Origin of the sequence: Bacillus sp. ISL-45 (genome assembly GCF_018613195.1) — a bacterium.
Taxonomy (GTDB): Bacteria; Bacillota; Bacilli; order Bacillales; family Cytobacillaceae; genus Mesobacillus.
The window spans coordinates 153,954-174,669 of record NZ_JAGGQQ010000009.1 but is presented as its reverse complement, the minus strand read 5'-3'; the positions used below and the strand labels follow the sequence as shown (position 1 = coordinate 174,669).

Genomic DNA, 20,716 nt, shown 5'->3' with positions numbered 1-20,716 from the left:
CTATCTTAGATAAATTACATTTGGATGAGTTCCAAGCTCTTCCTTCAGGCGGAATGCTCTTGGACTTGCAGCAAGCTTCGATACCACACTGTTCGGGTCACTGATATCACCGAAGAAGCGGGCATCGCCAATGCATGTTTCCACGCAAGCCGGCTCTTCGCCTCTTTGCAAACGGTGGAAGCAGAAGCTGCACTTACGGACTGTGCCAATCGGTGTCTTACCTTTTTCGCGGCTGCCGCGTTCGACGCCGTATTCAGGGCTTGTTACATCATTCGCGCCTTGCATTTCCTGTTCATAGCTTTCGCCGAAATCGAAGGAGCGCGCTCCATAAGGACAGGCAACGATGCAGTAGCGGCAGCCGATGCAGCGGTCATTGTCGATCGCGACAATTCCGTTTTCCATTTTATAAGTCGCTCTTGTCGGACAAACCTGGGCACAAGCCGGTTTGTCACACTGCATGCACGGCCTTGGCAGGTTGACCGCCTTGATGTTCGGGAATTCTCCTTCAAGTGATTCCATGACGACGTTGTAGGAGATTCCCGGCGGCGTCCTGTTCTCCGCCTTGCAGCTAACCGTACATGTATCGCAGCCTACGCATTTTTTCAGGTCAATGACCATCGCCCATTTCGGGCCGTCACCCTTCCTGATATCCGGTCCATCAGCTGAAGTGTAGTAGTTGCCGAATTCCTTTGTCAGTGATGAAGAATAGACTTTATGGAAGTCTTCGATTTTCAATTTGCCGCTGATGACCTTCCTGGCATCGCGTGCCATGTTCAGGCCAAGCTCTGTGTCATACTGTGATTCATCCATTTCCTTCTTAGCATCTGGAAGCATCTTGTCGACGATTTTATCGTAATCTACCTTTTTCTCATTTAAAAAAAGACCCATTTCCACTCACCTCTTTTTATGCGTTTAGATTTCTTTTTTGATTTCCTTGTTGTCATCCGCGATATCATCGGTAATATCACTTGTCAGTTCACGAGTCGATTTCTTGAATTCCTTCAGCGTCTGTCCGAACGCCCTGCCGATTTCAGGCAGCTTTTTCGGACCAAAGATGATCAACGCCAGGGTGAGGATTAAAATCAAACCAGGAATCCCAATATTGGATAGCATAATGCCACTTCCTTTTTAAATTTTTTCTTTGCTTACTTATAATGCAAGCTGCGTGCCAACTTATTTGATATGGTTGGTTTTTAAGGAACTGGACTGCTGGAGTGCTTATGGGAGTAAGGCGCGGGGTAATCGTGACACTTTTGTGAACTAGAAAAAACGGATGAAATCGAATTTTTGGTTCGATCTCATCCGCTGGTTATATGACATTTTGGCATGGTACTGCAATTTTGACATGTGACATTTTGGCATGGTACTGCAATTTGGGCATGTTAGATTATTAGAATGGACTGCAATCATGGCATGGTACATTTTTTTGCCATGGGGCTGCAATTTTGGGCACGTTACATTTAACTTAGTACTAATTTTACATGTCGTGCAGGTCTGGCCTAGTTCATTCCCATAAGTGAAAGTTTTTGCCCGGGGTGTAAATTTTTCCTTTTGTGGATCCAGCACTATCAAGGTCCAGCGCCGAAAGCAGCCTTTTTGACTGGTGGATGGATGAAATGTTGAGGAAATTGCTGAATTGTCTGCTCGTAATCGCAGGACCATAAATGATGAAAAAATCGTTAAGCCCATCAATATGAGCATCTTTCGATAAATGTCCGCATTTTTTACAAACCCAGTTGCCATAAATTTTTTTCATGCCGATCTGGCGGCATTCCGGACATTGGACTCCCTTCTGTACTTGATCCATAGGCAAGTTCATTGAAGAAATATCAGGAATATACGGTTCATGGCTTTTCAATAACAGCTTGGTGATTTTTCTGATTTCTTTAGTTGATAAAACCTCGTTATGATATTTGTCGTTAAAGGACTGAATCTTATAGGCAACAGCAGGTGTTTTACAAACCCTCATTTTTACTTCCTGGTTGTTCCCAGGATTTCTGATTATAGCCTGTGAGTTGCTGATGGAAACAAGGAATTCGATTGGGGGTGGGGAAAAATGATTTTTAATTAGGAAGGATTTTAATTGTGAAGCCTGGGTTCTCGTTTGCAGGATTGGATCTGGATAGACTTTTTCAATTCCATTCCATGTTTGAAGCAAATAATTGAATTCCGGATAGAAATCCAAAGTGCCAGCGTAATTTTTTGAGTCAATGATAAGCATGAAGTTGTCTGATATTAGGAGGGAATCAATCTGGAAGTGAGTATTCTTATGTGGAATCCTTAAATCATGTAAAATATAGAACTTTGTGTGGTCAAATTGCGACAAATGGTAGTCTAGTTCCTTTTCACCTTTGTAGCCTGCTAATTTTCTTGATAATTTGCTTTCAAGCTCTGATTTCAGCTGCGGATTTAAGCTGAATCTCTTTAATATTGTCTTCAAAACAGTAATTTCTCTTGGAAAATCCCGATTTTTTTCAATCAAGCACATCACTCCCTTTTATTTTTCCTCTATAATGATTCTCTTTCCACTCTTCAAAACCCTTTTATCATTTCACTAAAATTTTTATAGCGAGTTTTTTGTTTTTATAGCGAGTTTCTCATTTATATAGCGAGTTTTTCTTTTTTATAGCGAGTTTTTAAATTATATAGCGCAAATAAAATTATTATAGCGAACTGGAAATTCCAAGCGATTTTTTCCAGTTCGCCGTCCATCCAAAAACTATTCTTTCAACCCATACTGATCAATCTTCCGATAAAGATTCCGGACGCTGATTCCCAGCACGTCCGCAGCCTTTGTTTTGTTCCAGTTCAATTGTTTCAAGGCGTTTTCGATATGCACTTTTTCGACTTCTTCCAAAGAGCATAGCGGAGAAAGCCGAACTTCTGTCTCAGCTTTTGTTTTTACAGACTGAGGCAAAAGCAGATCTTCCGCTTCAATCAAACTACCTTTTGATAATAGCACGCCGCGTTCAATCAGATGGCTGAGCTCGCGGACATTTCCCGGAAAATCATATTTCCCCAGCGCGAGCCAGGCTTCTGCCGACAGCCGCTTCGATGGATCTTTGGTTTTACCGATGAAATGGTCGATCAGCGCAGGCAGGTCATCCTTTCGTTCACGCAGCGGCGGGATGGTCAGCTTGACGACATTCAACCGGTAATACAGGTCTTCACGGAAACGTCCTTCAGCCACTTCTTTTACCATGTCGCGGTTCGTGGCAGCGACGACGCGGACAGTAACATGCCTTTCCCTGACATCGCCGACCCGGCGGAATTCTCCCGTTTCCAGGAAGCGCAGCAACTTTACCTGAAGCGCCAGCGGCATTTCCCCTAACTCATCTAAAAATAAGGTTCCGCCTTTTGCAGCTTCAACAAGCCCTTTCTTATCCTGGCTCGCTCCGGTAAAAGCACCGCGGGCATGCCCGAACAATTCACTTTCCAGCAGATGTTCAGGGAGCGCACCGGAGTTCACCGGCACGAATGGTTCATCAGCACGGCTGCTCCAATAATGGAGGGCCTTCGCGAACAGCTCCTTCCCGGTGCCGCTTTCACCCTCAATCAGGACAGGTACATCGCTGTCGGCAATCCTCCTGGTCATCTCAAGTACTTCGCAAAAATTGGCACTGTCGCCAATGATATTGAACCCATTATGCTGGGCGATAATTTTTTTCATAGAATCGTTTTTTTCTTTCAACGCTTTATTCTCTGCAGCCTTCCCGATCGTCAATTCCAATTCAGATAGATTATAAGGCTTTGTGATATAATCGAAGGCCCCCACTTTCATCGCTTCAATTGCGGTATCAATCGTCCCGTGCCCGGTCAGAATCAACACTTCTACATCGGGCTGGATTTTCTTTGTTTCTTTTAAAAGCTCGATGCCGTCCATATTCGGCAGCCTGATATCATAGACGCCAATATCGTAATCCTTCCTCTTTACCAGTTCAAGGGCATCCTCGGCCGTGCCAGCGCTGTCCACATCAAATCCCTTACGCTTCAGCCTTCTTACCAAAAGCTCAAGCAAATCCTGTTCATCGTCAACGACTAGCAATCTTGTTGCTGACATCGCAGCCCACCTCCATTGTTTCTTGTTTCGGCGGCTCGCCGTTTTCTTCGCGATCCATTGCTGATTTATCTCCTGGGACACGACTGGCGTTACTGCGGTCCACTGCTGATCTATCTCCCGGGACACGACTGCTGATACTCTGATCCACTGCTGATCTATCTCCTGGGACACGACTGCTGATACTCTGATCCATTGCTGATTTATCTCCTGGGACACGACTGCCGTTACTGCGATCCATCACTATTGGCTGCTTCTCCACATCCAGTGCACCCCCTGCAGGCAATTGGATTTCCACTGTCGTTCCTTCTGCTGGTTTGCTGTCTATCAAAATATTTCCGCCGAATTGCTGGATGATGCCGTAGCATACTGACAAACCAAGGCCGGTTCCTTTGCCGACTGGCTTGGTCGTAAAGAATGGGTCAAACAGTTTATCCATCGCTTCTGCGGGGATTCCGTGGCCGCTGTCGGTCACTTTTATTGAAACTGCTTCCCGGCTGCTTACTGACGCGGAAACAATCAGTTTTCCTTCGCTTTCCATCGCATCCACGGCGTTGTTGATCAGGTTGACGATGACCTGCATCAGCTTTAGGCCATCCCCATTCACGGCTGGCAAGCCTTCATCAACATGAATTTCAAGCTGGATTCGCTGCTTTTTCAATTGATGCTCAACCAGGCTGACACTATTTTCAATGATTTCCTTCACTCGAATCCGGTCATCTGTCCAGTCATTCTTCCGGGAAAAATTCAGCAGGTTTCCGGTAATCCGTTTGCAGCGCTCGGTATTTTCCTTGATTTTACGGAGATAATGCTCCATTTCCTGTTCATCCAGGTCATCGTCACCACCCTGGATTCTGTCGATCAAATCCTCTGCGTAGACATTGATTGTCGCCAGCGGGTTATTGACCTCATGCGCAAAGCTCGAAGCCATGATCCCGAGCGCGCTTAGTTTATCTGTCTGGATCATTGTTTCTTCCATTTGTTTTTGCTCGGTGATATCCTCTAGCACGACAAGGAATTCTCCCTCTTCTTCGATCGCGTGGTTGAGCGGAAATACTCTGTGCCTGAAAATCCGCTCACCATTGGCACCGTCCTTGAATTTCATGACTTCGTCGGCGATTTTATCAAGGTCCGGACAGGTAATCGGACAATTCAGGCAAGGCATACTTTCCCCGCCAATCACAGCGTAACAAGGCAGCGTCAACCGGTCCTCCTTCAGCCACCCTTTTAAAATCGGGTTCATCCAGGTGATCCGGTATTCTTTTGTCACAAGCGCCAGCCCGGCACCAATTCCGTTGACAACCACATCGAGCCTTTCCTTCTCCTGCTCAAGCAGCCTTGATTTTTCAAGCAACTCCTTGCTCATATCATTGAACGAATCAGCAAGCTTTCCCAACTCATCTGTCCGTTTCATCTTCACCGGTTCGATTTTGCGGCCTTTCTTCAAGTTGTTCATTTCCCTGTCAATTGAAACTATTGGCCTTGTAAAATAAAGCCCTGCCCAAACGCTGATCAAGCTGACGGTTAAAATCAGCAGGGCAACTGCACCTATGCCGCTTTGCAGCATCCTGTTGATTGGGGCAAAAGCCGTTGTTTTCGGCTGCTCCATCACCAGCGCCCAGTTCAAGTCTTCAATTTCTGCCGTTACACCAATCTCGTCCTGGCTGCCAGATGTCTGTTTTCGCCAGAGCTTGCTGTAATCCTGATGGGCGATGACCCGGTCGTTATCATCGACTAGATAAATATATGCGGAATGATCCTGCCTCATCGAGGAGATTTTCCCGATGATCTTCTGCAGCTGGACAACGACTCCAATTGCTTTTTTCGACTCACCTTCGTAAAAAGGGATCGCCAATTTCATGACAGGCTGGCCATATTGGTTGAACTCCACCTGGCCGTACACCTTGTCACGAGTTTGCAGCTGGAACCACATATCATCCGTGAACCAGCGCTCGTTATTCCCTGTAATATTAAGCTCGTAGCGGGACACCCTTTTTTCCACAAAGCCATTATCATCCGCGATGATGACCTCCTCGATTGATTCGCTTTGCTGCAGGAGCTCATATAAAGCGCTTTGTTTTTCATTCAAAAGATTAAGTGATGCAAGGACATGGATCCGCTGGAATGTCTGGCTGAAATCATATTCGATTTCCCGGGACAGATTCTCGAGCACCAGATGCTGTTTTTCCACGATTCTTGTTTCCAAATCCGCTTTTACAAAAGAATAGTAATATAAACTGATCAGCAGCAAGGGAATGGTCGACATCACTACTCCGAATACAAGGACCTTGTTGCGGATTGTCTGCGAGTGCATGAAATCAATCAGTACTCTCATCGCTTCCTGCCTCCTTGGACCTCAGGATGGATCAGTTCGGCGATATGCAGCAAATCCTGATTAATGGTGACTCCAAGCGCGTCCTTCGTCTGCTGGTTGACAACAAAACGAATCCCATCTGGCAGTTCAACAGGCAACTCCCCCGGCTTGTTTCCCTGAAGAATCAGGCTGACGAACCTTGAAGCCTGGTAGCCCTGTGAATAAAAGCTGGATCCGTAGCTTGCCAGCAGCCCTTTCTCCGCTTCAAAATCATACAATCCCATCGCCGGGATTTTTTTCTCCTCTGTCAGCTTCACAATCTCCTCTGTAAGAGATTCAATCCTGAAACTGGGAAGAACAAGGATCGCCTCTCCATCACCCACCGATTTCCACAGAGTATCCAGACATCGTTTTGAAGCATCACATGGGGCGATGGCCACTCCCAACTCTCTGGCGGCATGCCTCGTTTCCTCAAGACTCAATTTGCTGACATCAATCTTGCTGTCATAAATTACATGCACCCTGCCAATAGCGGGCACCAGTGAAGTCAGCATCTCGAGACGCTTTCCAGAGATACTCGCATGGTAGTTATTAATTCCTGTAAAAAGGCCTCCTGGTGACTTGTAATCTTTGATCAAACCAAGTTCCTTCGGTGCAGCAAGACCTGCAAAAACAACCGGAATCTCGATATTGGCCTCATCCATTTTTTCCTTTAGCCTAAGTGTTTCAATTCCGCCGAGCGTAACGATCAGGTCTGGACCTTCTTTTAGAAGCTGATCGATTTGCTTGTCAATCAGCTCTTCATCATCATGTGCATTTTTCACCGTAAAATGGACTTCTTTCGCGCTATATCCCAGATCCTTTAATCCCGCTTCCAGACCAGTGAATTTCTCATAACGGTTTTCGCCGATCATCAGGACGCCAACTTCTGTCGGCTTATCTCCCTTGATTCCGAGAAAAGCATATAAAAGAGCCGAAATGGCTATCGTTGTCAGAAAAAAGAAATACCACTTTGTTTTCACAGCCTCCGCCCCCATTTCCAGTAGTCACTTCCACTATAACGGAAAAAGCAACGTAGCCATCTTGATAAAAAGGATAATTTTATGAACATAAAAAAGGTTCCCCTCATATAGAGGAGAACCTAGTTTTTAATTTTCTTTTCTTTCAACCGCATGGCCGCCAAACTCATTTCTTAGCGCAGCAACCACTTTTCCTGTAAAAGTATCTTCTTCCAGAGAGCGATATCTCATCATTAATGACAGTGCGATGACCGGCGCAGCTGTTTGGAGGTCAAGCGCAGTTTCGACTGTCCATTTTCCTTCGCCTGATGAATGCATGACCCCTTTGATGCTTTCAAGCTTTGGTTCTTTATCGAATGCGTTTTCCATCAATTCCATCAGCCAGCTGCGGATGACAGAACCATGGTTCCATACGCGTGAAACTTCCTTATAGTCGTAATCAAACGGACTTTTCTCAAGGATCTCGAACCCTTCCGCCATCGCCTGCATCATGCCGTACTCTATTCCGTTATGCACCATTTTCAGGAAGTGGCCGCTGCCAGCCTTACCTGTGTAAAGGTAGCCCTTTTCAATCGAAATGTCCTTGAAGATTGGCTCTACATGCGCAAAAACTTCCGCATCCCCGCCAATCATTGTGCAGGCACCATTACGGGCACCCTCCATTCCGCCGCTTGTCCCGACATCCATGAAGTGAATGCCAGCCGCTGAAAGCTTATCAGCACGTCTTAATGTATCCTTATAGTTTGAGTTCCCTCCATCGATAAGGATGTCACCTTCTTCTAAATATGGTGTGAACTTCTCGATCACCTGGTCGATCAATTCACCTGCAGGAATCATCAGCCAGATGACACGCGGCTTTGGCAGCATATCTGCCATTGTCTTATAATCAGCAGCAATCTCTGCACCCTCTGCTTTGATGTCCTGCATTGCTTGCTCATTAATATCGTTCGCAACAACCTCATGGCCATTTTCCATTAAATTCAATACCAAGTTATAGCCCATTTTCCCAAGGCCAACCATTCCTATCTTCACATCGATGCACTCCTTTTCGTCAGGCTCTTTTTCGAATGAACTTCCCTACTGGTCTCCGTTATTCCGAAAGAGCTTCGTTATAATCTGATAGTATCAAATATTTTTTCGTATGTATATCTATTTTATGAAAATTTTTTTCATGATTAATATCTTTTAATCGATATCGCTTCCCTAATTTTTTGCAGGTTGCCAAGAGTTTGTTCCTGCCTGCGGACGGATACAGCGACGTGAAGCACATCAATCAAGCTTAACTGAACCAGTCTTGACGCCAGTGCTTCTGACCTGAACAACGTTTCCCTTGATGTCGTATATAGTACATAATCCGCTTCTTTCGACAGAGGCGACTTGTAATGGCCTGTGATCGCGATGGTCGCTGCCCCGTTAGCTTTTGCTATCTTCAATGCTTCTATGACATCTTTATTACTGCCGCTATGCGAAATGCCGATCGCCGCCTGCCCGGAGCCGAGCAGCGCTGCCGAAATGATTTGCTGGTGGCCATCACTGTGGGCATTGCAATGAATGCCTGTCCGGAGAAATTTATGGTAGGCATCAAGTGCGATAGCCGATGACCCTCCTGATCCGTAAAAATCGATTCTCGAAGCTTTGCCAAGAACTTCGATGATGCTTTCAAGCACGGTGGCATCCAATAGATCCAGCGTTTCTTTCATTGCTTCGACATGCCCTGCGAAAACTTTTTGCGCAAGGGTGACGACCTCATCTTCTTCCTTTATTTCCTCATGGATATTCTTGATCGGTTCCACGAGTTCACTCGCAAGGGCGATTTTGAAAGCTTGATATCCCCTGAATCCAAGCCTTTTGCAAAAGCGGAAAATCGTTGCTTCGGCAACAGAGGCATGCTCCGAAAATTCGGTGATCGATAGATGGATGATTTCTTGAGTATTATTTAATATGTAATCTGCGACCGTTTTCTCCTTTGAGGAAAGAGATGAGTAGATCGCGTTTATTTTAACAATGACATTTTTTCCATTCAGTTCACTGGCCATTTTTCCGCCCCCCTTTTCTGACTACTTTATTTTACCAAATAATTTTCATCATTATTTACGAATGATGAAAATTTTTTTCATAATTAATAAAATGTTCGGGCCAAACTTTGGTTTAGCCCGATGAATAAGTTAATCTTGTTCTGTTAGAATGACCGGACCAAACTAAGGTTTAGACCGAAGCATTTTTTAATCCTGTTCCGTCAGAATGACAGGACCGTCCTTCATGATCGCAATGGTATGCTCATACTGGGCAGACAGCTTTCCGTCCACTGTTCTTGCTGTCCAGCCATTATCGTCCATCTTTGTTTTCCACTCACCGACATTGACCATCGGCTCGATCGTGAACACCATGCCTTCCTTGAGCCTCGGCCCCTTGCCTGGCAGGCCATAGTGGGGAATATCAGGCTTTTCATGAATAACAGAGCCAATGCCATGGCCGATGAACTCGCGCACAACAGAAAAGCCTTCACCCTCCACATATGACTGGATCGCATGGCCGATATCGCCGACCCGATTTCCTGGTACGGATGCAGAAATACCGCGATATAATGCCTCTTTTGTTACCTCCAGCAGCCTTTGTGACTGTTCGCTGATATTGCCGACTGCATAGCTCCAGGCTGAATCAGCGAGGGCGCCATTCAAGTTGACGACCATGTCGATCGTGACGATATCGCCATCGTTCAACGCCTCTCTCCGAGGAAAGCCGTGGCAAACCTCATCATTGATGCTGGCGCACGTCGCATATTGATAGTTACGGTAGCCTTTCTGCTGAGGTGTGGCTCCATGCTTTTTCAAGTAATCCTCAACAAACTGGTCGATTTCCCAAGTGGTTACCCCCGGCTTGATAAGTTTGCGCAATTCTTTATGCACGGAAGCGAGCAGCCGGCCTGCTTCCTTCATATTTTCAATCTCTCGTGCCGATTTTAAAACAATCATTCCGTCATCTCCCTGATTCATTTCATCCTCTATATTATCTTATACGTAAAATTTCGCAAAATGAACCAGTTCACCGAAGGGTAAAATGAAAATAGCCTTACTTTACTGGATCGCATATCATATAAACCCTTTTCTTGGTATAAATCATATAAAAAATCTCTGTTAGCCTTTTTTATAGCGGGAAATTTATTTTTATTGCAAGTTTCACGTTTTTATAGCGAAAATTTCTATTTTATAGCGACTTTTTCATTTTTATAGCGAGTTTCCAGCTTTTATAGCGCATTGGAAATTCTATACGAATTTTTCCAGTTTCCGCATTCAATATCCAAAATAAAAAACCCTCCTGCCTCAGCAAAAGGGTTCTTCACCAATATTATTCCAACACTTTTAGTGCTTCACGATTGAATGCCGGGATGTCTTTAGGTTCTCTGCTGGTCACCAGCTGATTGCAGCAGACGACTACCTCTTTGTCCATGTATTTCGCTCCGGCATATTCCATGTCGACCCGGATGGACTTGTAGCCTGTTGCGCCTCTGCCTTCGAGTGTTTTAGCTGTCAACAGCAGCTGAGGTCCATGGCAGATCGCGAAGACTGGCTTCTTCTCATCCATGAAGTATTTGGCGAATTGCACGAATCGGTCATCCTCACGCAGCTGGTCTGGAGAAAAGCCGCCTGGAATGAATAAGGCATCGAAATCTTCCGGCTTGACGTTGTCGATGCTCTCGTCAATCTTGACCTCGGCTTTGCCCTGCTTGCCTGTTACAGTCTTCCCTTTTTCTTTTTCGATTGTTACAACCTCATGCCCCGCTTCGGTAAAAGCACGCGAAGGCTCAAGGTATTCGACATCTTCAAATAAGTCTGTTATTACACAGGCAATTTTTTTACCCATAGCTTCAACATCTCCTTTTAAAAAAGTCTCCACTATTTAAAATTCCCTGTCCTCCAACTATGAAACATTCTGTTGCATTTCCATTATTTTATATAATTCTGTGTAATTAGACTCATCTTATAACAAAGATAAAAAAATGATTTTATATTTCTGTCTTTCAACTATAATTTAACTTAGGACATCAATAGGGAGAGAGGCACCATGAAATTTAGTTATGTCAATGTAATGGAAGAGGTCGTTTCGACTCTGGTCAATGTGCTGATGATGAGCCCAGATTACCAGACTTTTTGCAATTGCCAGAAGTGCCGGAACGATATCATCGCCATCAGCCTGAACACTCTTCCAAGTCACTATGTCACTACAGAAGATGGCCGGAAGATGGTCTATGAACAGCTTAACACCCAGGAAAACAGATCCTGGATCAATAAAAGAATCATCAGCGCCATCCATCTTGTCGGGAAGTATCCGAAGCATTAATCAGAAAAGTGCAGGGTGCTTGTCTGCTGGAGCAGGGCACGTCTCTAAGTTTTTCTTACCGAAAAATAAAAGCTGCCATTGATGATGCCTGGTTAATCCGGCATCATCAATGGCAGCTTCTTTTTATTCATAGAGTCTGGGTATCCATTCGTCTGGCAAAATCAACGAAGCGGAACTTGTCGGGACGGTGCCTGGATTCTGTATATTGGAACAGGGTGGCATCATCAAAATAAATATAGTTTTTCACGATGACGATTGCATGGAATCCTTCCATATCAAGAAGCTTCCGGTCTTCCTCGCTGGGTTCCTCCACCGTGAATTCTTTCTTCGCAAAGCTGATTTTCTTCTCAAGCTGACCTTCAATGTATTCAAATATCGAGTTTTCGCATTTCTCGCACGACAGTCCTGGCACATGCTTTTCTACGAGATAATCCTTATCGAGAATCACTCGTTCATCATCAATATGCCGGACTCTTTTTACCTTCCAAACTTTTTCATCATCCGCTACATTCAATTCCCTGGCAATTTCCCGGCCAGCCTGCTCGAGAGTGAATTCTTCCACAGAAGTTTTCGCTTTTCCGCCCATGTTCTCCGCCAGCTCTTTAAAGCTGATCAAACCGGTTATCGGAAACTGATGTCTTTTCAAATCGAGCACAAGTGAACCTTTGCCGCGGATTTTTTGGATAAATCCATTCTGAGCAAGTAGATTCAGTGCTTTGCGAATGGTCTCCCTGGAAGTTTGATACATATCCGCAAATTCGTTTTCAGAAGGCAAAATCGTTTTAGGAGGATAAGCTCCTTCCTGGATCTGTTTCGAAATTTCTTCATAGATCAATAAATACTTTTTCTGCACAACACATCACCCGTATCTTGTCTGATTGCTACCATTTTACCTTTTTTATGCCCGTTTGAATACAATGGACAACTGTGTATGGAATTTTCATAAATTATCCGTAAAATGAAGTACAACTGTTCACTGAAATGGCCGATATAAAAGCAACAAGTTTTTCCCAACATGTTTTTTAATAAAAGCAGACCAAAAACACTTTGTGTTTGGTTATAATTGTTCTATAAGTTGTTCTCAATATGGAACTATTTTATCAGATTTGTTATGATATAACTATAAATTGATAAGGTGTGGATAACATTGATCGGTGAACGCGTCAAAAAACTTCGACAAGAGAAAAGAATGTCCCTATCCGAAATGGCAGAACAAGCTGGCGTGGCCAAATCATATTTGAGTTCCCTGGAGCGAAATCTTCAAACAAATCCCTCAATCCAATTTTTAGAAAAAATAGCTGGAGTACTGAATGTACCGGTGGACCATCTCATTCATGAGCAGCCCGATAAAGAGAACATGGATTCAGACTGGGTCAATCTTGTAAAAGAGGCAATGGATTCAGGAATCACAAAGGACCAATTCCGTGAGTTCCTGGAATTCAATAAATGGAGACTCAACAATAAATAATTTTAAGGACAGCTTTCATGGCTGTCCTTTTTTATGCAAAAAATAAAAGCACCTCCATAAGAGCTGCTCGATCGCACTTAAACTGTCTATGTATAAATCACTTAACTATTTTTTGTCTTCATTAAAAATTCCCTTATTTCTTCTTTGTTAATGCCTATTTCTAATGCTTCCAATATTAGCTGCATCCATTCTGTATCCAGTTCTTCGAAAACTACCTGCTCTTTAATCAAGTTCTTCCCCCCAAAATACAGTTAGTATTCCAGGCAGTCCGGCCATCATAGTAAATTGCACCTTAGATCCGTGACTTTGCGTCCTAGTTTTTCAACAAGTTTGCCTTTTTCTGTACCTTTTTACTCACTTCTGAACTCCCAATGTCATTGTACCGTGTTCTATATATTTAACATGTAAGTATTTGTCGCCAACAATAGAAGGTTTTTTTTCTTTTTTCTTCCAAACAATTACAAAATCACAGCTTTTATAATTACTTATCTGAAAATTACAACCATTTAATCGTGTTTTTTGTCATATAATCCCCTTAATTGTTGAACTCTTTTTATTTATTTACCCCCATAAACTGATGGGTGGGTAGATTTTTTATATCTTTGCTTTTTCCAGTCTGCTAAATTGGCCACTTTTTCAAGACTGATGGCATTAAAGAACGGATATCTCGTTAAATCATTTCCGCAAATCGGGCAGAGCCACTCCCCAACCTCGCTGCTGCTAAACGAAGGACGATTGCATCGATCACAATTTTTTCTGTACACGGCCATCCAGCCCCCTTTTTAAAGTGCCTTGCTGCATTATTCCATTGAAGTATAGTTCATTTGTACCATTCTTGAAAAAGTCTAAAATATGGCTTTTTTTCTTAAAAAAGAACGAAAATCGTTCTTTTTTAAGAAAACGCTCCGTTTATCTTAATTTCTTGTATTTTTAAAAGAACTATTTTGTTCGTTATAATGAATTAACGTGAATTAAAAAGGAGATTCCCATATGACGGTTGGCGAGAAGATTAAAAGCTTGAGACTAGAAAAAAAGTATTCTATTAGCGAACTATCAGAAAAAGCGAATGTTTCCAAATCCTATCTCAGTTACATCGAAAGGGGAATCCAGGAAAACCCTTCGGTGCAGGTGCTTTCCAGATTGGCAGACAATCTGGATACAACCGTTGACTATTTGATGGGGCAGCCAATGATGCCAGTTGATGAGGAATGGGCTGGGCTCGTCGATGAAGCAATAAAAAGTGGAATCAGCAAGGAAGATTTTGCTTACTATCTGGATTTCATGAAGTTTAAAAGCATGAATAAACAGGATAAACAGTAAAGCTTTTATATAAATTACAATGCTAGTTCTCTCTTTAGACCATGTATTTTTATGTTCATTGTGCTAAACGAACACACCAGGAAGTCATTCAGCCACTACGATCAGGCATACCATGTACAAGGATTGAAGATCTGTCACAAAATAGTCATAAAAACAGTGAGCTTCTCACGTTTTCCCCATTGTTTTTTCGTATTTTAATCACAACTCCTTGATAGGATTAAAATCGATCAAAGGGGGAGAATTAAATGAAGAAATTTTTTGCTGTCATGATAGCATTCTTTTTATTGATAATTGTTTCTGCCTGCGGAGATGAAGCTGCTGAAAACGAGCAGAAAGACGGTCAGGAGCCTGCGGCCACAGAGGTAAAACACAATCATGATGATCATGCAGATGGCCCTCATGAACCTGGTGCCGATGATGTTTGTGCTTTCTGCAATATGAAAGTATACAAGGAAGCTGACCCTATGGGTGTATTCACAGCGCAGGCTAAAACGAAAGACGGAGAGTATGTATTCTTTGACGACTCCGGATGTCTGTTGAATATCACACGGCGTGATGATGTGGAATTTGAAGAAAATTGGGTACGTGACTATATTACGTCAGAATGGATCGAAGCAGATTCCGCGATACCTGTAAAAGCAGACCTGAAAACACCCATGAAATACGGCTATGCTTTCTTCACGGATAATGAAAGCGCGGAGAAATTCATTTCAGAAAACGGCAACAAAAATCCTGCAATGGCAACATGGGAGCAAATCGACCAAATCGCAAACGAACGCTATATGAAAAAAATGAAGATGAATGGCGATAGCATGGATAAGGATCAGGATCAGGATCAGGAAAATGATATTCATAGCGACAGCGAAGAGGAAAGCGGCCATTAAGTTTAGGTCACGAAAAGAAAAGTATTTTAAATAAAATCCCGGTGCACAAATCAGCCCCGGGATTTTTTGCATTGCATGTATGATTGTTTTCTCATTCAAGCTCTGGAAACAATCAAGAATTAATGAAAGAAGACTTTTTCAAGCGGTGTATAGACACCGTTATTTTCTATAAGTGATTTTACTGAATCACAATACTGAAGCTGCCCCTCCTGCATGAACGCAGCCCGGTCTGCCAATTCCTCAACGAGACTAAGGATGTGGGTAGTAAAAAGAATCGTCCTGCCCTGTTTTTTCTCTTCCAGGATAATTTCCTTGAAGCGGAACACCCACAATGGATCTAGCCCATTGGTTGGTTCGTCGAGGATTCGAAGAGGGACATCCGGCAATAGCGCCTGCGCCAGTGAAAGACGTTGCTGCATTCCTTTAGAGTATTGTTTAATCTGCATATTCTTTACTTCAAATAACCCAACCTGCTTAAGAGCTTCCATTACTTTTTCATCACTTATTCCTCTTAACCTAGCAAAAAAGGTCAAAACCTCCGAACCTGTCAGCTGTCGAGGAAAGAGCATTTCATCCGGCATATAAGAAAACAGTTTTTTGAATCCTTGTTTTTGCGGGTCGATTACCTTACCGTCCAACAGAATTTTTCCGGCAGTCGGTTTCATCATCCCTGTAAGCATTTTGATCAACGTACTCTTACCTGCGCCGTTTCCGCCGCATAATGCAAAGATTTCAGGCTTGTTGATGGTCAAGTCAATGTCGGTAATCTTTTTCGTCTCACTGTAATGTTTTGCCAGTCCTTCAATCCGCATCCATTCGCTGCTATTCATCACTAACCCCCCGTTTCGTCCTGTACACTGTGTATAGGACAGGCAGTACCGTCCAGAGCAAAACGGCAAGTACAAATAACGTTTTCCCGATCCATCCATCTGCCCAGATTGTTAAATCATATAAGCGCGGGCCGAATACTGATGCTCCCTCCAGCGACAAAATTGACTGGACGCGGATCAACTCCACCGGATTCAGAAAGATGGAAACAGTAAGCATTGGCAGCAGCCATTGCTTCATCAAGAACATGCTTAATCCCATGATGATAAATTCATAGAAAAGCACAAGGAAAGCCCAGACAATCAGGCTTATCCCCAGTGCCTGGAATCGTGTTTTGGCGATTATGCCAATCATCATTGCCAGCGACAGGAAGGTAGACGCCAACAGGATCGAATACAGATAAAATAATATCAGCAAGGAAACAGAGAATCCCCCGCCGGCGAAGAAGATAACGAGCAAGGCTGCACCATACCCAAACGTCAAAACAGACCAGACGGAAACGAATAATCCTGCATACTTCCCCAGGATAACTGCCCACGGCGAAATCGGGTATGTCAGCAGCAGCATTAGCCCCCGGTCTTCCTTTTCGCCTGATAGGAACAGGCTGCCGATCAGCAAAGACAGCAAGGGAATCAGCAGTAAGTTGATATTCAGCAAGCTTGCTGTCATCCTGTTAAAACCATCAAACCCAGTTCCGCCGGTGTTCCCAAGGAAAGCGACCATTACCGCCAGGGATGAGAACAATAAGCCAAAGCCGGCAAGCCAATGGCTTCTCATCATCAAGGTCATTTGCTGCCTCGCGATGTGCCTCATTGCTCCCAGCTCCACTCATGTTTCTTTAATGACTCATAATCCAGCACTTCGCCCATTCCCTGTTCCTTAATATATTTTTCAGCGCTCTGTTGATCCTTGAAACTGACAACGCCATTTGCCATTGGTGTCCAGAAATCAGGGTGGTACGCATGGAAGGCTTTTTCAAGCTCGACCCATTCGCCTGTGTCCACATCACGCACATATTGTTTTGCCGCATTTTCTTCCTTGAGATGTTCTTCCATCTCCATGAATTCATCCATACATCCTATATCATCAAATTTATACACTTCACCATCAGCAGTGACGACCTCGGCAGCAAAGTGCTCATGGGCTAGACCCATGTTGCACACCTCGCATACATCGATTTCCGGGTTGATTTCCTCCGGCTCCATCTTGCTGTTATTGCAGCCCGATACTACCGCTGCCGACATTATCAAAAAAACTCCAAGCTTTTTGATCATCGCAGTTTCCTTCCTTTCACAATGACAAATATCGAGAACAAAATAAACAGTATGCCTATAATTCCGGGGATCATCCGGTCTTTGCTGTACTGTTCGGTTTCCTGAAGCATGGTAACCGGTTCGACCAGCGGGCGGGCATCATACACATCTGCTGACCCAAATGAAGGAAACAAAGCTTCCGCCTTGGTCCACAGCTTGATCGATGGGCTTTCAAAAAAGAATTGCCAGTAAGGCTGTTTGCGCAAAAGGCGATCGTACAGTGAACCTGCCTTGTATGCTTCTTCTCCCACACCATCACCTGAAAGGTCAAAACTGCTGTAATCATCCCAGTAATTTCCCTTCACTCCATCATCGAGCCTCATGTCCTCCCCTGAAATCTTTGATTGAACGACATTTCCGATAAAATTGTTTTCTGAAAACGTGTTATTTTCGTTCTTGCCCATGAATTCCAGGCCAACTTGATTGGCGGCAATCTGATTCTTGTTGATCAAGGTATTAATCCCGTATTCCAGGGACAGCCCAGTGCTGTTCCGAAGTATTTCATTCCCCTCAAGGAGGACGTCTTCTGTTTCATAAATCAGGATTCCATAGCCGCGGAAGTGAAAGTGGTCGGTTACCTTGTTTTCAATAAAATCAATGCTGACCGAATCCATTACCATGAGGCCTGTCACATTTTTTTCTACATGGTTTCTTTCTGCCAGTATGCCTTCACTGAACATGAAATGCATGCCATAGCGTGAGTCCCTGATGTGATTCCTTTGCACCTTGATGCCTTTCGTAAAATCAAAATAAATTCCATCCTGAACATTGGAAATCTCATTCTCTTTCAGTAAATGGCCTCCACCCTTAAACATATGGATTCCGTTCCCACGCTTAGAGAAATGAGATTCATTGCTTGCAATCCTATTTCCATGCAGCTTGTTTTCATTGCTGTTCGCTATATAAATTCCATTCTGGACATTTTTCAATGTATTGTTCTTGATCACATTATAATGGGCTTTTTTAATGTAGATCCCGCTGTCTTCCTGACCAGTACCGCTATTCTGGATCGTGAGTCCCTCAAGGACCACATTTGAAACTGTGACCATAATGACATTCCCTTTTCCACCGCCATCGATTACGGCTCCTTCTTCTCCTTTTATGGAGATTTCCTTAGTGATCATCACATTTTCTTTAAAAACTCCAGGAGAGACATGGATGGTATCTCCATTTTTGGCACCTTCGACGGCACTCTGGATCGATTGGCCGCTCTCCACTGTGAACTCATCGGCAAAGGCATTAACAGGGACGAGCAAAAGAAGCAAAAAGATAAAGATTGCAAATGGCTTTTTCAGCTTCCGCATACAGCTGCCTCCTCCCGGCTTTATTCTCTTTTTAAAACTAGCAAATAAATGTGATGAAACCTTGAAATATTTGTTGGGAATCGTTGAAGTTAATGATGTGAATTACTGTGAAAATAGGGGTTAATTCGTTAAAATTTTGAAGTTTTCAGAATAATTAAAAGTATTTGTGTCTATTTTGTGACAAATAAAATATAATGTTATTAATATGTAAACCTTATTAAGGTTAAGGGAGGACTTGGACATGACAATTGTTCATATTTTAAACTTCTCCATTCCGATTGCGATGATGCTCGTGATCGGTGTCGGTATCGATAAAATGTGCCAGCCGGATACACCGGAACAGGAAGCCGAGTAATGATGGGGCTTTTTTTAACAGAAAGATGGTATTTAAGACATGTAGTTACCATTTCGCTATAAAAAAGAATTTCTCGCTATATAAATGAAAAAGTCGCTATAAAAAAGAATTTTCCGCTAAAAAAGCCACCCTTTCAACGTAATTTTCGAGGCAATAATGCCTTATATTCAGGCTAATCTGCACAAAAAAAAGCAAGATTCCTTGTGGAATCTTGCTTTTTTATCATCCCTTAACGGCTGTTGCTGCTGTTTTTACGAATATCTTGTTCCCCTGAATGAAAAAGATGATACTTCCGAGCACTGCAAGGGCGATGAACGAGAATAAAACCGTACCTCCTGCTTCATTCAATAAATAACCTCCCGCAATCGGACCGAGGAAATGGCCGATTCTCCGGAACTGCGCTGCCCCGAAATAGGTTCCCCGAAGTTCATCTGTTGCGAGCTGATCGACAAGATAACTGCTTGAGGGGAAGATCAAGATTTCCCCTATTGTGATGAAGACAATCGCCAATATGCCTGTATACCAACCTGTTACAAACCCGAATGCCAGCATGCCCGCTGATAGGAAGACTGCACCGGCCATCATGACCTGCATCGTTTTGAACCTTTCTGCAAAGTGGCTGATCGGCATCTGCAGCAAGACGACCATGACAGCATTGATGGACAACATCACTGAATATACGAAAACTCCATTAGCAATTGTTGATTCAAGATACTGCGGGACATTTGATTCCATTTGCGAATATCCAAAATTAATGATGATTGTTCCTAAAATCAAGTACCTTAATGCCTTATCTTTGCTAATTATTTTCAGGGAGCTGGCGATCGTTACTTTAGAGACTGTTTGACTTGCTGGATTCCCCAAATTGTATTTCTTCATCATCAGTGCCAGAATCAGTACATATATGAAATACATGATCCCTGTTACCATGAAAGCCGATTTTGCTGAAACCACCGCGAGATAGGCACCGAGCAACGGGCCAACCGAAGCTCCGATATTGATCGCCGTATACCTTAGAGAGAACGCTCTCATTCGCTTGCTTTTTTCAGTCAGATCGGCAATCAGCGCCTGGCCGGTTGGTTCGAAAAATGACCCGCTTAAACCATTCAGCGCATTAAGAATAATGAACCATCCCGGGGTCTCGGCGATCATAAAGCCGAAATAGACGAGCGACATCGAAAACAATGAACCGATCATGACTGGCTTGCGTCCAAATCGGTCAGATAAATGTCCGCCCAGGAAACCGCCGACCACGCCTGATAATGGGCTAATCCCAATCGTGATCCCGATTAATACTGGATGCAAATCAAGATTCCTGGATAAGTAAATGGCCAGGAAAGGAAGCGTCGCAAACGCTGAACCCCTTGCAAGAACAGTCCCGCTCAGCAGAACCCATACAATCGGATGGAATTGCCGGTAATAGTTTTTAAGTTTATTCATTTTTGGTTTACCTCGTAATTTCAGATTCCTAAATCATAGCAAATAACCAAATTTATGAAAATACCTTTTGTAAAAT

The 20,716-nt window shown here is 43.6% G+C and carries 22 protein-coding genes and 1 riboswitch; of the genes, 4 read left to right on the top strand and 18 right to left on the bottom strand.

Features of this window, described 5'->3' with window-relative positions:
• From J7E35_RS13150 to J7E35_RS13105, 10 genes are all read right to left on the bottom strand, one after another.
• A complete protein-coding gene (locus tag J7E35_RS13150) occupies positions 1-888 on the bottom strand; it encodes a 4Fe-4S dicluster domain-containing protein (protein WP_214780380.1) in 888 nt (295 codons plus the stop codon).
• A 24-nt stretch (positions 889-912) separates the two neighbouring features.
• Positions 913-1,113, bottom strand: coding sequence for a twin-arginine translocase TatA/TatE family subunit (gene tatA / locus J7E35_RS13145; protein ID WP_214780378.1), 201 nt, complete (start codon positions 1,111-1,113; stop codon positions 913-915).
• Between the two features lie 391 nt (positions 1,114-1,504).
• Positions 1,505-2,482 carry an NERD domain-containing protein gene (locus J7E35_RS13140; protein WP_214780376.1) on the bottom strand — a complete coding sequence of 326 codons (978 nt, stop codon included), beginning with the start codon at positions 2,480-2,482 and terminating at the stop codon, positions 1,505-1,507.
• Between the two features lie 237 nt (positions 2,483-2,719).
• On the bottom strand, positions 2,720-4,060 hold the full coding sequence (locus J7E35_RS13135; RefSeq protein WP_214780374.1) for a sigma-54-dependent transcriptional regulator: 1,341 nt from the start codon (positions 4,058-4,060) through the stop codon (positions 2,720-2,722).
• On the bottom strand, positions 4,032-6,392 hold the full coding sequence (locus J7E35_RS13130) for an ATP-binding protein (protein WP_214780372.1): 2,361 nt from the start codon (positions 6,390-6,392) through the stop codon (positions 4,032-4,034). Before J7E35_RS13130 ends, J7E35_RS13135 begins: the two co-directional genes overlap by 29 nt.
• Positions 6,389-7,393, bottom strand: coding sequence for an ABC transporter substrate-binding protein (locus J7E35_RS13125; protein WP_214780370.1), 1,005 nt, complete (start codon positions 7,391-7,393; stop codon positions 6,389-6,391). The genes J7E35_RS13130 and J7E35_RS13125 overlap by 4 nt, the downstream gene beginning before the upstream one ends.
• A gap of 126 nt (positions 7,394-7,519) precedes the next feature.
• Positions 7,520-8,422 (bottom strand): phosphogluconate dehydrogenase (NAD(+)-dependent, decarboxylating), encoded by a 903-nt coding sequence (gene gnd / locus J7E35_RS13120; RefSeq protein WP_214780368.1) that lies wholly within the window; start codon positions 8,420-8,422, stop codon positions 7,520-7,522.
• Positions 8,423-8,565: 143 nt separating this feature from the next.
• Positions 8,566-9,426 carry a MurR/RpiR family transcriptional regulator gene (locus tag J7E35_RS13115; protein ID WP_483297661.1) on the bottom strand — a complete coding sequence of 287 codons (861 nt, stop codon included), beginning with the start codon at positions 9,424-9,426 and terminating at the stop codon, positions 8,566-8,568.
• Positions 9,427-9,612: 186 nt separating this feature from the next.
• Positions 9,613-10,362, bottom strand: a complete 750-nt coding sequence (map, locus tag J7E35_RS13110; protein ID WP_214780366.1) for a type I methionyl aminopeptidase — start codon at positions 10,360-10,362, stop codon at positions 9,613-9,615.
• 373 nt (positions 10,363-10,735) lie between these two features.
• Positions 10,736-11,251, bottom strand: coding sequence for a type 1 glutamine amidotransferase domain-containing protein (locus J7E35_RS13105; protein WP_214780364.1), 516 nt, complete (start codon positions 11,249-11,251; stop codon positions 10,736-10,738).
• A 201-nt stretch (positions 11,252-11,452) separates the two neighbouring features.
• On the opposite strand from J7E35_RS13105, the gene J7E35_RS13100 reads away from it, so the two are divergent.
• Entirely contained in the window at positions 11,453-11,728 is a 276-nt protein-coding gene (locus J7E35_RS13100; RefSeq protein WP_251040946.1) for a late competence development ComFB family protein, read from the top strand.
• Positions 11,729-11,855: 127 nt separating this feature from the next.
• On the opposite strand, the gene treR is transcribed toward J7E35_RS13100, so the two are convergent.
• Entirely contained in the window at positions 11,856-12,581 is a 726-nt protein-coding gene (gene treR / locus J7E35_RS13095; protein ID WP_214780362.1) for a trehalose operon repressor, read from the bottom strand.
• Positions 12,582-12,875: 294 nt separating this feature from the next.
• Here treR and J7E35_RS13090 point away from each other — a divergent pair, with 294 nt between their 5' ends.
• Entirely contained in the window at positions 12,876-13,196 is a 321-nt protein-coding gene (locus tag J7E35_RS13090; protein WP_214780360.1) for a helix-turn-helix domain-containing protein, read from the top strand.
• Between the two features lie 101 nt (positions 13,197-13,297).
• Here J7E35_RS13090 and J7E35_RS13085 read toward each other — a convergent pair whose 3' ends face one another.
• Both J7E35_RS13085 and J7E35_RS13080 read right to left on the bottom strand, forming a co-directional pair.
• Positions 13,298-13,426: an anti-repressor SinI family protein gene (locus J7E35_RS13085; protein WP_214780358.1), complete on the bottom strand. Its 129-nt coding sequence runs from the start codon at positions 13,424-13,426 to the stop codon at positions 13,298-13,300.
• Positions 13,427-13,455: 29 nt separating this feature from the next.
• A riboswitch (cyclic di-GMP riboswitch) is annotated at positions 13,456-13,541 on the bottom strand.
• Between the two features lie 212 nt (positions 13,542-13,753).
• Complete coding sequence (locus tag J7E35_RS13080; RefSeq protein WP_214780356.1) at positions 13,754-13,960, bottom strand: hypothetical protein; 207 nt, start codon at positions 13,958-13,960, stop codon at positions 13,754-13,756.
• Positions 13,961-14,186: 226 nt separating this feature from the next.
• Here J7E35_RS13080 and J7E35_RS13075 point away from each other — a divergent pair, with 226 nt between their 5' ends.
• Both J7E35_RS13075 and J7E35_RS13070 read left to right on the top strand, forming a co-directional pair.
• A complete protein-coding gene (locus J7E35_RS13075; RefSeq protein ID WP_214780353.1) occupies positions 14,187-14,516 on the top strand; it encodes a helix-turn-helix domain-containing protein in 330 nt (109 codons plus the stop codon).
• A gap of 245 nt (positions 14,517-14,761) precedes the next feature.
• Positions 14,762-15,400, top strand: coding sequence for a nitrous oxide reductase accessory protein NosL (locus J7E35_RS13070; RefSeq protein WP_214780352.1), 639 nt, complete (start codon positions 14,762-14,764; stop codon positions 15,398-15,400).
• Between the two features lie 119 nt (positions 15,401-15,519).
• On the opposite strand, the gene J7E35_RS13065 is transcribed toward J7E35_RS13070, so the two are convergent.
• From J7E35_RS13065 to J7E35_RS13045, 5 genes are all read right to left on the bottom strand, one after another.
• A complete protein-coding gene (locus J7E35_RS13065) occupies positions 15,520-16,230 on the bottom strand; it encodes an ABC transporter ATP-binding protein (protein ID WP_214780351.1) in 711 nt (236 codons plus the stop codon).
• Positions 16,223-17,041, bottom strand: coding sequence for an ABC transporter permease (locus J7E35_RS13060; RefSeq protein ID WP_214780349.1), 819 nt, complete (start codon positions 17,039-17,041; stop codon positions 16,223-16,225). The genes J7E35_RS13065 and J7E35_RS13060 overlap by 8 nt, the downstream gene beginning before the upstream one ends.
• Positions 17,038-17,472, bottom strand: coding sequence for a nitrous oxide reductase accessory protein NosL (locus J7E35_RS13055; RefSeq protein ID WP_251040945.1), 435 nt, complete (start codon positions 17,470-17,472; stop codon positions 17,038-17,040). Before J7E35_RS13055 ends, J7E35_RS13060 begins: the two co-directional genes overlap by 4 nt.
• A gap of 26 nt (positions 17,473-17,498) precedes the next feature.
• Complete coding sequence (nosD, locus tag J7E35_RS13050; protein ID WP_214780345.1) at positions 17,499-18,845, bottom strand: nitrous oxide reductase family maturation protein NosD; 1,347 nt, start codon at positions 18,843-18,845, stop codon at positions 17,499-17,501.
• A 577-nt stretch (positions 18,846-19,422) separates the two neighbouring features.
• Positions 19,423-20,640, bottom strand: a complete 1,218-nt coding sequence (locus J7E35_RS13045) for an MDR family MFS transporter (protein ID WP_214780343.1) — start codon at positions 20,638-20,640, stop codon at positions 19,423-19,425.
• Positions 20,641-20,716 lie beyond the last annotated feature (76 nt).